This is a genomic window from Ancylobacter sonchi (assembly GCF_018390695.1).
Taxonomy (GTDB): domain Bacteria; phylum Pseudomonadota; class Alphaproteobacteria; order Rhizobiales; family Xanthobacteraceae; genus Ancylobacter; species Ancylobacter sonchi.
Genome location: NZ_JAHBGF010000012.1, coordinates 1 through 14244, shown reverse-complemented (window position 1 = coordinate 14244; position 14244 = coordinate 1). Strand labels below are relative to the sequence as shown.

Below are 14244 nucleotides of genomic sequence, written 5' to 3'. Positions count from 1 at the left end.
AATGACCTGATCGATAAGAAAGGGCTCCAGATTCGACGAGCTGGAGCATGTTCTCGTCGCGAAGGCCTTTCAGCTTTCGCGGAATAGGCTCTAGCGCCGCATCGTCGCCGGGGCGAGCGGGTTGTCGGTGAGGGCCTTGCCGTCCGGCTGGTCCGGCGCCGGCAGGCCCATGAAGGCGTCGAACAGCCGGCGGATCACCGCCGGCTCGACATCGCGCACGATCATCACCAGACGCGTGCGGCGGTCGTCGTCCGGCCAGTCGGGCAGCTGACTCGGCGGATGCAGCACTTGCTGCACGCCGTGCAGCACCACCGGGCGCGCGGGATCCTCGGCGAGCGCGACGATGCCCTTGAGCCGCAGCAGCTTGTCGCCATGCATGCCGCGGACGAGTTCCAGGAACATGTCGAGCGCCGCCGCCGGCACCGCCGCCTCGGTGGCGACGGTGAAGGCGCGGATGCGGTCGTCATGCCGGTTGGCGTCGTGCGCGGATTGACCGCGCTGCGCCGCTTCCGCCGCCTCGATCGCCTCGTCGCGCAGCCAGCCCGCGACATCGGGGATCTTGCTTGACGGGTCGTAGAGGCCGGCCTCGAGCAGCGCCGCCGGCGTCGCCTCGCCCTTCGCCGCGTCGAGGCGGATGGCGCCGGGCGCGAGCCGGTCGAGCCGGGCGTTGAGGGCGGCGAAACCGGCCTGCCGCTCCGGCGTGTCGAGGAGGTCGGTCTTGGTGAGGATCAGCCGGTCGGCGATCGCCGCCTGCTTGACGGCTTCGGGATGGGCGTCGAGCGTCGCGAGCCCGTTCACCGCATCGATCACCGTCACCACCCCGTCGAGGCGGAAGCGCATGACCAGATAGGGGTGCATCATCAGCACGTGCAGGATCGGCGCCGGGTCGGCGAGGCCGGTGGTCTCGATCATCACCCGCCGGAAGGGGGGGATGACGCCATTGTCCATGCGGCGCAGCAGGTGCTCCAGCCCCTCGACGAGGTCGCCGCGCACCGTGCAGCACAGGCAGCCTGATGCGAGCAGCACGGTGGCGTCGTCGAAATGCTGCACCAGCAGATGATCGAGCCCGATCTCGCCGAACTCGTTGATGAGCACGGCGGTGTCCTTCAGGCCGGGATCGGCCAGCAGGCGGTTAAGCAGCGTGGTCTTGCCGGCGCCGAGAAAGCCGGTGAGCAGGGTGACCGGAATCGGCTCCGGCGGCCGGCGTGTCGGGTCGTTCATGATCGTGTCGGCGCTATTGCGCCGCCGTGGAAGCACCGGGCGCCGGCACCGGCGCGACGATGATGGTCGGCTGCGAGCCGGTCTGGGCCGCGGGCTTGGCCGCCGGTTTCGGCTTGGCGGTCGAGGCCGTCGGCTTGGGCGCGGGTTTGGCGGCAGGCTGGGCCGTGGGTTTGGCTGCCGGCTTCGGCGCCGGGGCGGTGTCGCCGGTCGGATCGGCCATCACCGTCGTCTCCGGCGTGCTCTTCGGCTTGGCGGCGGTCTTCGAGCCCGACTTCGAATCGGGCTTGGCCGGCGTCACGGGGATGGCGACCTGCTTGGCGCCGGTGACCTTCTTGCTGCCGGTGGCGGGCTTCTTCGGCGCCGGGGCCGGATAGGCGGCGGCGAGCGCCGCGGCATCGGGCGTCGGGCCGACGAACACTTCGACCGGCGGCATGGAAGGCGGCAGGTTCTGCAGCAGGCTGGCGCCGGTCACGTTGGCGCCGAGCGAAACCATGCCGGCGGCGGCGAAGCCGGCCGGCGCCGGGCCGCTGTCGTCATCGGCTTCCGAGGCGACGGTCTTGCGCTTGGCCCCGCAGACCTGGGCGCGCATGTCGGTCGGCGCGCCGCCCTGGTTGCGCAGCGAATCCACCGTCGGCGCGACGGCGCCGAAGATCTGCCAGGACTGGTTGAAGCCGCGCTCCAGCAACAGGGCGGCCTGTTCGGTGCGCTCCTTGCCGGAATTGGTGCCGAGCACGATGGCGATCAGCCGTTTGTCGCCGCGATGCGCGGTGGCGACGAGGTTGAAGCCGGAGGCGCAGATGAAGCCGGTCTTCATGCCGTCGGCACCGGGATAGCGGTCGATCAGCTTGTTGTAGCTGCGGATGACATTGTTGCCGACCTTCATCGCCGGGATGCGGAACAGCTGCTCGTGCTCGGGATATTCGAGCGCGATGGCGCGCACCAGCACGGCGAGGTCGCGGGCGGTGGTGACGTTGTTGGGATCGGGCAGCCCGTTCGGATTGGCGAAATGCGAGCCGGTCATGCCGAGGTCGCGCGCCGCCTCGTTCATCTCGTCGACGAAGGCCGGCAGCGAGCCGCTGACGCCCTCGGCGAGGACATAGGCCATGTCGTTGGCCGACTTGACGAGCATCATCTTCAGCGCGTTGTCGACGGTGAGCTTGGTGCCCGGCACGAAGCCCATCTTCGAGGGCGCCTGCGAGGCGGCCAGCGGCGAGACGGTGATCAGCGTGTTCTCGGTCAGCCGCCCGGCCTTCATGGCGCGGAAGGTGACATAGGCGGTCATCAGCTTGGTGATCGAGGCGGGGTACCAGGGCTTGGTGGCGTCCTCGGCCAGCAGCACCTTGCCGCTGTCCATATCGACCACCAGCGAGGGCGTGGCGCGCGCCGCGGTGGAGCCGGCCAGGGGCATGAGAGCGGCGAGCGCGCCGGCAAGCGCGAGAATGATGGCGCGGTTACGGGTGCGGCGGGAGGAGGGGTTCAGCACGCGACGCGATCCGTTCTTGCTGGAAGCGAATATTCGACGATCTCCCTTCCATACCGCGTCCGCCGTCCGGGATCAAAAGGCGTCGGGCCGGAAACCGGAAAATGACGCGTGTTTCCGGGCGGAAGGCCGGCCGCGACCGCACCGCTGCAAGACCGCATGTTGCCACGCAAACTTCATGGAAACCGCGCTAAGCTCTTGCGGATGAGTGATTCGATCCGCCGCCTTCACGAGTCCGTGTGTGCGGCGCGGAAGGGGCGGATGGCCTCGCCGCGTACCGCCAAGCTGTTTGCGCGCGGTCGCTCCTTCATCGCCAAGAAAGTGGCGGAGGAAGCGGTCGAGGTGGCGCTGGACGGTGTGGTCGGCGACGCGAACGGCGCGGTGCGCGAGAGCGCCGATCTTCTCTACAATCTCGTCGTGCTATGGGTCGAGCTCGGCATCGATCCCGACGATGTGTGGGCGGAAATGCGCCGGCGCGAGAAGATGCTGGGCATGGCGGAGAAGCTGCCCAAGGCGGGAAAGAAGGCCGGTGTGCCGGGTCCCGGCGCGCTGCCGGGCGCTCCCCTGCGGCACGGTGACAGCCTCGCGCATTCCGGCTATGCGGTGCCGGCCGATCTCTTCGCCGAGCTCGCCGCCGCGCCGGTCGTGGACGCAGCGGCGGAGACGGCTCCGGCTGGCGCCGCCCGCCTCGCCTCGTCGACGGGCTCGCGTCGCGGATCCCGCTGAAGCATCCGCCCTCGACCCGGCCCGCCGCCGGGCCTCCTTCCCCCTGGAGCCTCCATGCTGCGCCGCCTCTATCAATGGGTGATCGACCTTTCCGAACGTCCGTCGGCCGGCTGGGCGCTCGCCGGCGTGTCGGCGGCGGAGAGCTCGTTCTTTCCGGTACCGCCCGACCTCATGCTGGTGCCGATGTGCATCGCCCGGCCGGATCGGGCGTGGCGCTACGCCCTCATCTGCACCGTCGCCTCGGTGCTGGGCGGCCTCGTCGGCTATGCGATCGGGGCGCTGCTCTACGAGACGGTCGGCCTGTTCCTGATCCAGCTCTACGGCTATGGCGAGAAGGTCGACGCCTTCGCCAAGGCCTATGCCGAATACGGCCACTGGATCATCCTGATCAAGGGCGTGACGCCGATCCCCTACAAGGTGGTGACCATCACCTCGGGCTTCGCCCATTACAGCCTGTTCTGGTTCGTCGTGCTGTCGGTGATCACCCGCGGCGCGCGCTTCTTCCTGGTCGCCGGCCTGCTCTACTGGATCGGCCCCTCGGCCCGCACCTTCATCGAGGAGCGGCTGGGACTGGTGACCTTCCTTTTCGCGGTGGTCACCATCGGCGGCTTCATCATCGCGACCTATCTGTTCTGAGCCGGGACGGGCGACCGCCGCTCAAGGGAGTGCCGCTCAGTGCCCGCCCTTGCGGGCATGCACGCGGCTCTCCAGCACGGTCTTGGCGAACAGGGTCACCACGGCGAGGAGGGCCAGCAGCGAGGCCACCGCGAAGGAGGCCTGGAACTGGTACTCGTTGTAGAGGATCTCGACCTGCAGCGGGATGGTGTTGGTCTCGCCGCGCACATGGCCGGAGACCACCGACACCGCGCCGAACTCGCCCATGGCGCGGGCGTTGCAGAGCAGCACGCCATAGAGCAGCGCCCATTTCACATTGGGCAGGGTGACGCGTGAGAACACCCGCCAGCCGGAGGCGCCGAGCGTCACCGCCGCTTCTTCCTCCGTCGTGCCCTGCTCCTGCATCAGCGGGATCAGCTCGCGCGCCACGAAGGGGAAGGTGACGAAGATGGTGGCGAGCGCGATGCCCGGCCAAGCGAAGATGATCTTCCAGCCATTGTCGATCAGCCACGGGCCGAAATAACCCTGTGCGCCGAACATCAGCACGAAGACGAGGCCGGCTACCACCGGCGACACCGAGAAGGGCAGGTCGAGCAGGGTGATCAGGAAGCTCTTGCCGGGAAAGGAGAATTTCGTGATCGCCCAGGCCATGACAAGGCCCATCACCGTATTGGCGGCCACCGCGATGGCGGTGACGATGAGGGTCAGCTCGATGGCGGCGAGCGCGTCGGGCTCGACCAGGGCATTGGCATAGGCTTCCCAGCCCTTCACGAAGGCCTGCGCGAACACGTTGATCAGCGGCAGCACGATGAACAGGCCGATGAACAGCGTCGCCACCACGACCACCGTCCATTTGACGGCGGCGGGCTCGGAACGCACGGATTTGTCGCTCATGACGCCCTCCCGGTACGGGACTGCGACCAGCGCTGCAGGCCGTTGATCACGAAGAGCAGCGCAAAGGAGGCCACCAGCATGGTGGCGGCGATGGTGGTGGCGTCGGCGTAGCGGAACTCTTCCAGCCGGATGACGATCAGCAGCGGCGCGATCTCCGACACGTTGGGCAGGTTGCCGGCGATGAAGATCACCGAGCCATATTCGCCGACCGCGCGGGCGAAGGCGAGGGCGAAGCCGGTGAGGAAGGCCGGCAGTACGGTGGGCAGCACCACCTTGCGGATGGTGGTCCAGCGGCTGGCGCCGAGCGTGGCGGCAGCCTCCTCCAGCTCATGGTCGAAATCCTCCAGCACCGGCTGAACCGTGCGTACCACGAAGGGCAGGCCGATGAAGATCAGCGCCACCAGGATGCCGAGCGGGGTGAAGGAAACCTTGATGCCGAAGGGGGCGAGCAGGCTGCCGATCCAGCCATTCTCGGCATAGAGCGTGGTCAGCGCAATGCCGGCCACCGCGGTCGGCAGCGCGAAGGGGATGTCGACGAGCGCGTCGAGCAGCCGCCGGCCGGGGAAGTCGTAGCGCACCAGCGCCCACACCACGACGGCGCCGAGCACCAGGTTGATCGCGGCGGCGATGAGCGACAGGCCGAAGGAGATCTTCAGCGCGTTCAGCGTGCGGGCGGCGGTGAGGATGGTCCAGATGCGGTCCGGCGTCAGCTCGGCGGTCTTGAAGAACAGGCCGGCGAGCGGGATCAGCACGATCAGCGACAGCCACAGCAGGGTGAGGCCCATGGTCAGGCCGAAACCGGGGATCACGCCGTTGCTGCGGCGCGTTGGAGCCGTCTCGCCCAGTTCCGCTGCGCTCATCGTCGTCTCGGCCATGTCTGCGTTCCGCGGTCGCCATCATAAGAGCGGCGCCGGACCTGGCGAAAGGTCCGGCGCCCAGTTTCAGCACGGCGCGTCCGCCGGCCTCGGGAAGTCAGTTGGAGTAGATCTGGTCGAAGACGCCGCCATCGTCGAAGTGGGCCTTCTGCGCCTTGCGCCAGCCGCCGAAGATCGGGTCGTCGATGGTGACGAGCGAGACCTTGGGGAACACGTTCTCATACTGCTTGGCGATCTCGGGATCGCGGGGGCGGTAGAAATTCGCGGCGGCGAGCTTCTGGCCTTCCTTGCTGTAGAGCAGCTTCAGATAGGCCTCGGCGACGGCGCGGGTGCCCTTGCGGTCGACCACCTTGTCGACCACCGCGACCGGCGGCTCGGCGAGGATCGAGAGCGAGGGGACGACGATGTCGAACTTGTCGTCGCCGAATTCCTTCTTCGACAGGAACGCCTCGTTCTCCCAGGCGAGCAGCACGTCGCCGACGCCGCGCTCGGTGAAGGTGACGGTGGAGCCGCGCGCCCCGGTGTCGAGCACCGGCACGTTCTTGAACAGCGACGCGAGATAGGCCTTCGCCTTGTCTTCCGAGCCGTACTTCTTCAGCGCATAGGCCCAGCCGGCGAGATAGTTCCAGCGGGCGCCGCCGGAGGTCTTCGGGTTGGGGGTGATGACCTGCACGCCCGGCTTCACCAGATCGTCCCAGTCCTTGATGCCCTTGGGGTTGCCCTTGCGGACCAGGAACACGATGGTCGAGGTGTAGGGCGAGGAATTGTCCGGCAGGCGCTTCTGCCAGTCCTGGGCCAGGTAGCCCTTGTCGGCGATGGCGTCGATGTCATAGGCCAGCGCCAGGGTGACGACGTCGGCCTCGAGGCCGTCGATCACCGAGCGCGCCTGCTTGCCCGAGCCGCCATGCGAGGTCTTGAGCTCGACGGTCTTGCCGGTCTCGGCCTTGTAGGTCTCGGCGAACAGCTTGTTGAACTGCTGGTAGAGCTCGCGGGTCGGGTCATAGGACACGTTGAGCAGGGTGGCGTCGGCGGCGCGCACCGGCGCCGGCGCGGCGAGCGGGGCGATGAGCGCGGCGGCAAGGCCGGCCACGGCCAGAGACTTGAAATTGAAGAACATGTCGATCTCTCCGTCGCGGCGCCCGGCGCCGCGGAAAACCATCGAGCTCAGAGTTCCACAGCTGTCCCATGGGGTCAACTATAAAAATACAGAGTATATAGAAAATTAGATAAAATAACGTCCAATAGGTGTGATTTCCAGCGCGTCGCCCCGCATTCGCCTGCAACCTCAATGGGTTGGCGATCGCGAGGCGAGCTGCGGCGTAACGTCAGTGCGCCGAGATCAGCGTGTGAATTCCGCACTCGGTCTTGGCCTTGCCGCGCCAACGGCCGGCGCGGGCATCCTCGCCCGGGGCGACGCGGCTGGTGCAGGGCAGGCAGCCGACCGAGGGGAAGCCCTTGGCCTCCATCGGGTGCGGCGGCAGGGCGAAGCGCTTGTGGGCGGCTTCCACCTCCGCCCGCTCCAGGCTGGCGAGCGGGTTGAACTTCAGCCGCTCGCCGTCGCGCTCGGCCACCGCAATGGCGGCGCGGGTGGAGGCCTGGTAGCGCTTGCGCCCGTTCAGCCAGGCGTCGAAGCCCGACAGCGCGCGGGCCAGCGGCTCGACCTTGCGGATGCGGCAGCAGGCGTCCGGGTCGGAATACCAGAGGTCGTTGCCGGCATCGAGCGCCGCCAGCCGCTCGGCATCCGGATGGATGGAGCGGACATCGGTGAGGCCGAGCTGGGCCGTGAGCGTGTCGCGATAGGCGAGGGTCTCCTCGAACAGCCAGCCGGTGTCCAGGAACACCACCGGGATCGAGGGGTCCACCTCGGCGGCGAAGGCGAGCAGCACCGCCGATTCCGTGCCGAAGGAGGAGACCAGGCACAGCCGGTCGCGCCCGACGATGGTCTGGGCGGCGGCGATGATCTCGGTCGGCGAGCGGCCTTCGAGGGTGCGGGCGATCTCCTCCACCGCGTCGAGCGGAGTGGTGCCGGCGAGGGTTTCAGGCAGCAGGGTGGAGGTCATGCGGCCGCCCCCCGGTCCTTCGACCCGTTGTCGTCCGCGCGGGTCGCCGAGCGGCCGAGCCGGGCGCGCAACAGGCTTTTGCGCCCGTCGCCGGTCGGCTGGTAGAACACGGTGTAGCTGTGCATGGCCTCGTCGAAGGCCTGCGCGTCGGCCGGCTTGACCGGCACGATCTGGTCGAAGCCGGAGCGCGCCATGATGAGGAACTGGTCGCGCAGCACACCGCCGATGGCGCGCAGCGGTCCCTTCCAGCCGAGCCGCTCGCGCAGCAGGCGGGCCTGGCTGTAGGCGCGCCCGTCGCGGAAGGTCGGGAAGTTGAGCGCCACCAGCGCGAGCCGCGGCAGGTAGGGTGCGATCTCGGCGATCGGCTTGTTGTTCGGCCAGATGATGCCGACCTCGACATTGGCACTCTTCAGCGCCTCCTCTTCCTTGAGGAAGCGGTCGAGGGACAGCAGCAGCGGGGTGGAGGCGGGGAGGGTTTCATCCTCGTCGGCGACGCGGGTGAAGCGGTCCTCGACCAGCTTGCCGTTCTCAATGAGTGGCATAGACGCGCTCCTTGAAGGGTTCGACGCCGAGGCGATGAACGGTGTCGATGAACAGCTCCTTCGGCGAGGAGCGCAGTTCGAGATAGGCGTCGACGATGTCCTCGATCAGGCCCGGCACCTGATCGTAGGAAACCGCCGGCCCGAGCAGCGTGCCCAGCTGGGCATGCTCGTCGGCGCGGCCGCCGAGGGTGATCTGATAGAATTCCTGGCCGTTCTTCTCGACGCCGAGAATGCCGATATGGCCGACATGGTGATGGCCGCAGGCATTGATGCAGCCGGAAATGTTGACGTGCAGTCGGCCGATGCCGCGCGAGCGGTCGAGATCGGCGAAGCGCTTGGAGATCTCCTGCGCCACCGGAATGGCGCGGGCATTGGCCAGCGCGCAATAATCGAGGCCGGGGCAGGCGATGATGTCGCTGATGTGGTTGACGTTCGGCGTCGCCAGTTCGGCGGCGTCGAGCTGGCGCCACAGCTCCGGCAGGTCCTTCGTCGCCACGTTCGGCAGGCAGAGGTTCTGCTCGTGGCCGACGCGGATCTCGTGGAAGGCATAGGCATCGGCGAGGTCGGCGACCACGTCCATCTGGTCGGCGGTGGCGTCGCCGGGAGGCGCCCCCACGGGCTTCAGCGAGATGGTGACGATGGAATAACCCGGCACCTTATGCTTGTGCACCGAGTTGCGGTACCAGGTGGCGAAGCGTGGATCTTCCAGCGCCGCCTTCAGCTCGGCGGGCTCAGCCTCCAGCGCGGCGAAATCCGGATAGAGGAAGCGGGCGCGGATGTCGTCGATGATCTCGTCGGTGAGCTTCAGCGCGCCGTCGCGGATGTTCGCCCACTCGGCCTCGACCGCCTCGGCGAAGGCCTCGGCGCCGATCTCGTGCACCAGGATCTTGATGCGCGCCTTGTAGATGTTGTCGCGCCGCCCGAACTGATTGTACACGCGCATGATTGCTTCGATGTAGCTCAGCACGTGCCGCACCGGCAGGAACGGGCGGATCGACTTGCCGACGAAGGGCGTGCGGCCGAGACCGCCGCCGACCAGCACCTCGAAGCCGAGCTCGCCTTCCTCGTTGCGATGCAGGCGCAGGCCGACATCGTGCACCTTGGTGGCGGCGCGATCCTTCGGTGCGGCGGTGATGGCGATCTTGAACTTGCGCGGCAGGTAGGTGAACTCGGGGTGGAAGGTCGAGTACTGGCGCAGGATCTCCGCCCAGATGCGCGGGTCGTCGAATTCCTCGGGCGTGGCGCCGGCCCACTGGTCTGTGGTCACGTTGCGGATGCAGTTGCCCGAGGTCTGGATGCCGTGCACGCCGACCTCGGCGAGATCGGCCATCGCCTGCGGCAGGTCTTCCAGCTTGATCCAGTTGAACTGGATGTTCTGGCGGGTGGTGAAGTGGCCATAGCCGCGATCATAGACGCGCGCGACATGCGCCATGCGGCGCAGCTGGTCCGAGGACAGCGTGCCATAGGGGATGGCGATGCGCAGCATATAGGCGTGCAGCTGCAGATAGACGCCGTTCATCAGCCGCAGCGGCTTGAACTCGTCCTCGGAGAGGGCACCCGACAGGCGCCGCTCCACCTGGTCGCGGAAATCGGCGACCCGTTCGGCGAGGAAGGCGCGGTCGAATTCGTCATAGACGTACATGATCGGTGTCTTCTGCAGTCGCGGCTCGAAGGAACGGCGTTCAGGCCGCGGGAAGGGTGGAGGCGGGCGTAGCAGAGCCCGGCAGCGTGAAGGTGACGCCGTTGACGCGGATGCGCTCGCGCAGATTGCCGGGCAGCTTGCTGCCGTCCTCGCCGAAAACGACGGGAGCGACATAGGCTCCGACCGCGTCGGTGTCGCGCTTGTGGGCGCCTTCCAGCAGGGCGATGGCCTCCGGCGCGGTGGTGACGACGGCGGCATCGGCCAGCGCGGTCGACCAGTTGCCCTCGGCGGTGCGCCAGACCACCGCGCCGTCCGACAGACGGTTGGCGGTGACGGCGACCGGGCCGTTGACCTTCAGTTTCTGTTGTTGCGGCGCGGCCATTTCCGGCAAATCCCTGTGTTTTAGTCGTTCCAAATATATAACACGAAATCGTTTGTGCAAATTAGATAAATGCACAAAATTTCTGTGTGATATGGTATTTGATAAGATTTGTAGACTGTTAGGCGGCAATCACGCCTGTATATGGATCGGCAGGCCTTCGCCGTCACGCTCGGGAATGGCCGGAAAGCCGATGGCGTCGCCGCGCGCGATCCGGGCCGCCGTCCAGGCGGCGGCGCAGGCGTCGATGAGGTCGTCCTCGCCGACCTTGAGCTCGCGGGCGCGCAGCGTAGAGGTGAGGGCCTCGTCGAAGCCTTGCGCCGCAAGGAGCCGACGGCGCAGCGCCAGCCCCGGCCGATGCGGGGCGTTCTTCACCTTCTTGGGCAGGTCGAGCGCCGTCTCGCCGTTCATCGCCCAGAAGCTGACCTCCGGGTGGCATTCGTGGAGCCGGCCGGCGAGTTCCGGCCGCCCCCGCAGCAGCCGGTCGATCTCGGCGATCTTACGGAAGATGTGGAAGGCCTGTTTCGACACCGCGCGGGGCGGCTCGGAGGTTGCGCGGGCGACAGTGCAGGCATGCCGATAACGCTGGTCTTCCGGAATGCTGTCGTCGAGCGCGGCATAGACCGTCGCCCGCGAGGGCATGGAAAACACGCTCGATTGCCGCCCGCCGAGCTTGGGACGCACCAGCCGCTCCGGCGCCCGGCCGCCGGGACCGACGCGCTCCGGCAGGCCGATCGGCATGTCGATGGCGACGACCTGCGGTGGGTCCGGCCGGTCGAGCAGCGCCGCGAGATCGCCGATCCGCTCGGCCGACATGGCGCCGCCGGGCTCGACGATCACCGCGATCCACCCGCCGGAACCGTCCGGCAAGCGGGGGCAGCCATCGACGCCCGCCAGCCGGACCGCGCTCATATGATGTTCAGCTCGGCATGCGGGCGGTTGGCGAGGATGCGCTCATAGCCGAACACGTCGAGGTCGAGCGAGATCGACCTCCCGTGCGCGATCCATTCGGCGATGGCGCGCCCGGCGGCCGGCGCCTGCTGCAGACCGTGGCCGGAGAAGCCGTTCATGAAATAGAAATTGGCGACCTCCGGGTGCGGGCCGATCACCGCATTGTGGTCGAGCAGATTCATCTCGTAATGCCCGGCCCAGGCGCGCACCAGCTTCACCTCTTCCATCGCCGGGATGCGGGTGGCGAGGTTGGGCCAGGTGGTCTCCTCGAACAGCGGCCAGTCGACCTCGAAATCCTCGCCCGGATCGCGATCCTCTACCGGATCCGGCGCGCCGCAGATCTGGTAGGCGCCTTCCGGACGGATCCAGAAGCCGGTCGGATCGACCAGCAGCGGCAGGCGCGGCAGTTCGGTACGGCAGTGCAGGACGAAGATGCAGCGCTTGCGACCCTCGACCGGCAGCGCGATGCCGGCGAGGCCGGCGAGGCGCCCGGCGCGCGGGCCGGCGGCGTTGACGAGGCTGCCGCAGGCGATACGCCGCCCGTCGGCGAGCGTGACGCCGGCGATGCGTTCGCCGGTGCGCTCGATGCTCACCACCTCGCCGGTGATCAGCTGCGCGCCCTGCCGCTTGGCGGCGCGGCGGGCGCCGGCGAGGAAGGCGTGGGCATCGAACCAGCCTTCGCCGGAGCGGCCATAGGCGCCGGCGACCAGGCCCTCGACATTCAGCCAGGGAAAGGTGGCAGTGAGCTCGGCCGGATCGAGCAGGTCGATATCGGCGCCTTCCGCCTTCTGCACCCGGTGATTGGCCTCAAGGACGGGCAGTCCCTTCTCGGTGGCGAGGATGAGGTAGCCGCCTTCATAGAGGGAGACTTCGGTCTCGGGATCGCAGCGTTCCTTGATGGTGCGCAGGAAGTCGAGCCCGAATTGCGACATGCGGATGTTCTCGGCGATGGAGAACTGCTGGCGGATCGAGGCGGCCGACAGGGTGGTCGAGGACTGCGCAAAGCTCGGGTCGCGCTCGATCACCGCCACCGTGCCGGTGAAGGCCGGATCGAGGGTGAGGAAATAGGCGGCCATCGCGCCCATGATGGCGCCCCCGACGATGACGACGTCGTAATGCTCGTCCGCTCCGATAGCTGCGCTCATGTCCTTCGATCCGATAAAGCGTTGCGTGGTGGGTCGCTGTCGCGCACGAAAACTGCGGAGCCGCTGGCCGGCGGGGGTTGGTGCGCCGCCATCTGCCCGGATAGGCTGCTTTCCCGATCTTGCCAATTAGCCGAGCGAATCATGTCCACTTCCGTCCGTCCCCGCCGCAGCGTGCTCTATATGCCCGGCGCCAATGCCCGCGCGCTGGAAAAGGCGCGCAGCCTGCCTGCTGACGGCCTCATCATCGATCTGGAGGACGCGGTGGCGCCGGATGCCAAAGCGGCGGCGCGCCAGCAGGTGGCGGAGGCTCTCGCCGCGGGCGGCTATGGCCTGCGCGAGGTGGTGGTGCGGGTGAACGGCTTCGATACGCCGTGGTTCGAGGCGGATCTCGCCTGCTTCGCCGCGGCGGCCGCCGCCGGCGCCGGTCCCGACGCCGTGCTGATCCCGAAGATCGCCAGCGCCGAGACGCTGCGGGCGATCGGCACCCGGCTCGACGAACTCGGCGCGCCGGGCTCGCTGCGGGTCTGGGCGATGATCGAGACGCCGCAGGCGGTGCTGGACGTGGCGGCGATCGCTGCCGCCGCGCGTGATCCGGTAACGCGGCTCGCCGTGCTGGCGCTCGGCACCAACGACCTCTCCAAGGAGACCGGCGCGCGCATCGTGCCCGGGCGGGCGCCGATGCAGGCCTGGCTGTCGCTCTGCGTGCTGGCGGCGCGGGCGGCGCGGATCGAGGTGCTGGATGGCGTGTGGAACGACTTCCGCGATCTCGACGGCTTCTCGCGCGAATGCACGGAGGCGGCCGAAATGGGTTTCGACGGCAAGACGCTGATCCATCCGACGCAGCTCGAGCCCTGCAACGCCGCCTTCACCCCGCCGACGCACGAGGTGGCGGCGGCGCGGGCGCTGATCGCGGCCTTCGACCTGCCGGAGCATGCCGACAAGGGCGTGATCCAGATCGACGGGCGCATGTATGAACGCATGCATGCCGACATCGCCCGCAAGACAGTGGCGCTCGCCGAGGCGATCGCCGCGCGCCATTGAGATTTTCGAGACAGGATGAGACCGATGACCACCGAGACCGCCACGACCGGAACGACCTCCACCATGAAGCTCTACCGCTACCTCACCGGCCCGGACGACGTGTCGTTCTGCAAGCGGGTATCGGCGGCGCTGAACAAGGGCTGGCAGCTTTCCGGCAACCCGACGCTGACCTTCGACCCGGTAAAGGGCCGGGTCATTTGCGGCCAGGCGATCGTGAAGGAAGTCGCGGGCGAGTGGTCCGACGACGTCGTGCTCTCCGATCATTGAGTTTGCGGCCGTTTTTCAAGCTATCCACAGGGCTGTGGATAGGTCAGCGAGGCTAACTCACTGAAAGGTCAGCCTTTCTTCCCGAGCGGGGCCGTCGAAGCCGTTTTGTCGCCGGCCCGTCATTTTTCTGAAAACGAGGCTGTTGACACCCTGAGGGGCTCCCCCTATAACCCCGTTCATCGACGGGGCGCGCCGCTGACGCGGTGCTGACGCTCCTCTGGTTGATCCCGACAGAGACGAGGTCTTCGGACCGGCAGTCGCCGGAGGGAAAACTGTCGACGGCCTAAGGGTGCGAGCCCTTAGGTTGAGGGGTTCGGGTTCGAGTGGATAACTTGAAGTCGGACTTGACGGCCGAAAGGCCAGCGAATATAGAGCCGCTCCCGCCGACGATCAAGTCGGGCCGGTG

At 67.7% G+C, this 14244-nt stretch carries 15 protein-coding genes; 4 read left to right on the top strand and 11 right to left on the bottom strand.

What is annotated here, in order from left to right; translation table 11 throughout:
• Positions 1-90: 90 nt before the first annotated feature.
• The gene (locus KHC28_RS05325; protein ID WP_214007307.1) at positions 91-1221 is read right to left on the bottom strand and encodes a CobW family GTP-binding protein; all 1131 of its coding nucleotides are present in this window, start codon (positions 1219-1221) and stop codon (positions 91-93) included.
• A gap of 13 nt (positions 1222-1234) precedes the next feature.
• The gene (locus tag KHC28_RS05320; protein WP_312893097.1) at positions 1235-2704 is read right to left on the bottom strand and encodes a D-alanyl-D-alanine carboxypeptidase family protein; all 1470 of its coding nucleotides are present in this window, start codon (positions 2702-2704) and stop codon (positions 1235-1237) included.
• A 156-nt stretch (positions 2705-2860) separates the two neighbouring features.
• On the opposite strand from KHC28_RS05320, the gene hisE reads away from it, so the two are divergent.
• Both hisE and KHC28_RS05310 read left to right on the top strand, forming a co-directional pair.
• A complete protein-coding gene (gene hisE / locus KHC28_RS05315) occupies positions 2861-3427 on the top strand; it encodes a phosphoribosyl-ATP diphosphatase (protein WP_376772612.1) in 567 nt (188 codons plus the stop codon).
• A 54-nt stretch (positions 3428-3481) separates the two neighbouring features.
• A complete protein-coding gene (locus KHC28_RS05310) occupies positions 3482-4063 on the top strand; it encodes a YqaA family protein (RefSeq protein WP_214007305.1) in 582 nt (193 codons plus the stop codon).
• A gap of 36 nt (positions 4064-4099) precedes the next feature.
• Here KHC28_RS05310 and cysW read toward each other — a convergent pair whose 3' ends face one another.
• From cysW to KHC28_RS05265, 9 genes are all read right to left on the bottom strand, one after another.
• Positions 4100-4936 carry a sulfate ABC transporter permease subunit CysW gene (cysW, locus tag KHC28_RS05305; RefSeq protein WP_214007304.1) on the bottom strand — a complete coding sequence of 279 codons (837 nt, stop codon included), beginning with the start codon at positions 4934-4936 and terminating at the stop codon, positions 4100-4102.
• On the bottom strand, positions 4933-5796 hold the full coding sequence (gene cysT / locus KHC28_RS05300; protein WP_214007452.1) for a sulfate ABC transporter permease subunit CysT: 864 nt from the start codon (positions 5794-5796) through the stop codon (positions 4933-4935). The genes cysW and cysT overlap by 4 nt, the downstream gene beginning before the upstream one ends.
• A 112-nt stretch (positions 5797-5908) precedes the next feature.
• Entirely contained in the window at positions 5909-6928 is a 1020-nt protein-coding gene (locus tag KHC28_RS05295) for a sulfate ABC transporter substrate-binding protein (protein WP_214007303.1), read from the bottom strand.
• 208 nt (positions 6929-7136) lie between these two features.
• Positions 7137-7871 carry a phosphoadenylyl-sulfate reductase gene (locus KHC28_RS05290; protein ID WP_214007302.1) on the bottom strand — a complete coding sequence of 245 codons (735 nt, stop codon included), beginning with the start codon at positions 7869-7871 and terminating at the stop codon, positions 7137-7139.
• Positions 7868-8413 (bottom strand): DUF934 domain-containing protein, encoded by a 546-nt coding sequence (locus KHC28_RS05285; protein ID WP_214007301.1) that lies wholly within the window; start codon positions 8411-8413, stop codon positions 7868-7870. The genes KHC28_RS05290 and KHC28_RS05285 overlap by 4 nt, the downstream gene beginning before the upstream one ends.
• The gene (locus tag KHC28_RS05280) at positions 8400-10055 is read right to left on the bottom strand and encodes a nitrite/sulfite reductase (protein ID WP_214007300.1); all 1656 of its coding nucleotides are present in this window, start codon (positions 10053-10055) and stop codon (positions 8400-8402) included. The genes KHC28_RS05285 and KHC28_RS05280 overlap by 14 nt, the downstream gene beginning before the upstream one ends.
• Positions 10056-10095: 40 nt before the next feature.
• Positions 10096-10437 (bottom strand): DUF2849 domain-containing protein, encoded by a 342-nt coding sequence (locus tag KHC28_RS05275; RefSeq protein WP_214007299.1) that lies wholly within the window; start codon positions 10435-10437, stop codon positions 10096-10098.
• A 129-nt stretch (positions 10438-10566) separates the two neighbouring features.
• Positions 10567-11346 carry a DUF429 domain-containing protein gene (locus tag KHC28_RS05270; protein WP_214007298.1) on the bottom strand — a complete coding sequence of 260 codons (780 nt, stop codon included), beginning with the start codon at positions 11344-11346 and terminating at the stop codon, positions 10567-10569.
• Positions 11343-12530: an NAD(P)/FAD-dependent oxidoreductase gene (locus KHC28_RS05265; RefSeq protein WP_214007297.1), complete on the bottom strand. Its 1188-nt coding sequence runs from the start codon at positions 12528-12530 to the stop codon at positions 11343-11345. Before KHC28_RS05265 ends, KHC28_RS05270 begins: the two co-directional genes overlap by 4 nt.
• A 141-nt stretch (positions 12531-12671) precedes the next feature.
• Between KHC28_RS05265 and KHC28_RS05260 the strand changes: the two genes are divergently transcribed.
• Both KHC28_RS05260 and KHC28_RS05255 read left to right on the top strand, forming a co-directional pair.
• Positions 12672-13571 carry an HpcH/HpaI aldolase/citrate lyase family protein gene (locus tag KHC28_RS05260; protein WP_214007296.1) on the top strand — a complete coding sequence of 300 codons (900 nt, stop codon included), beginning with the start codon at positions 12672-12674 and terminating at the stop codon, positions 13569-13571.
• Positions 13572-13634: 63 nt separating this feature from the next.
• Positions 13635-13838, top strand: a complete 204-nt coding sequence (locus KHC28_RS05255; RefSeq protein ID WP_214007451.1) for a DUF1737 domain-containing protein — start codon at positions 13635-13637, stop codon at positions 13836-13838.
• Positions 13839-14244 lie beyond the last annotated feature (406 nt).

Coding starts and splice junctions, on each gene's coding strand:
- KHC28_RS05290 (WP_214007302.1), bottom strand. CDS start 7,871: ATGACCTCCACCCTGCTGCCTGAAACCCTCGCCGGCACCACTCCGCTC.
- KHC28_RS05285 (WP_214007301.1), bottom strand. CDS start 8,413: ATGCCACTCATTGAGAACGGCAAGCTGGTCGAGGACCGCTTCACCCGC.
- KHC28_RS05275 (WP_214007299.1), bottom strand. CDS start 10,437: ATGGCCGCGCCGCAACAACAGAAACTGAAGGTCAACGGCCCGGTCGCC.
- KHC28_RS05265 (WP_214007297.1), bottom strand. CDS start 12,530: ATGAGCGCAGCTATCGGAGCGGACGAGCATTACGACGTCGTCATCGTC.
- hisE (WP_376772612.1), top strand. CDS start 2,861: ATGTTGCCACGCAAACTTCATGGAAACCGCGCTAAGCTCTTGCGGATG.
- KHC28_RS05270 (WP_214007298.1), bottom strand. CDS start 11,346: ATGAGCGCGGTCCGGCTGGCGGGCGTCGATGGCTGCCCCCGCTTGCCG.
- cysW (WP_214007304.1), bottom strand. CDS start 4,936: ATGAGCGACAAATCCGTGCGTTCCGAGCCCGCCGCCGTCAAATGGACG.
- cysT (WP_214007452.1), bottom strand. CDS start 5,796: ATGAGCGCAGCGGAACTGGGCGAGACGGCTCCAACGCGCCGCAGCAAC.
- KHC28_RS05280 (WP_214007300.1), bottom strand. CDS start 10,055: ATGTACGTCTATGACGAATTCGACCGCGCCTTCCTCGCCGAACGGGTC.
- KHC28_RS05325 (WP_214007307.1), bottom strand. CDS start 1,221: ATGAACGACCCGACACGCCGGCCGCCGGAGCCGATTCCGGTCACCCTG.
- KHC28_RS05295 (WP_214007303.1), bottom strand. CDS start 6,928: ATGTTCTTCAATTTCAAGTCTCTGGCCGTGGCCGGCCTTGCCGCCGCG.
- KHC28_RS05255 (WP_214007451.1), top strand. CDS start 13,635: ATGAAGCTCTACCGCTACCTCACCGGCCCGGACGACGTGTCGTTCTGC.
- KHC28_RS05260 (WP_214007296.1), top strand. CDS start 12,672: ATGTCCACTTCCGTCCGTCCCCGCCGCAGCGTGCTCTATATGCCCGGC.
- KHC28_RS05310 (WP_214007305.1), top strand. CDS start 3,482: ATGCTGCGCCGCCTCTATCAATGGGTGATCGACCTTTCCGAACGTCCG.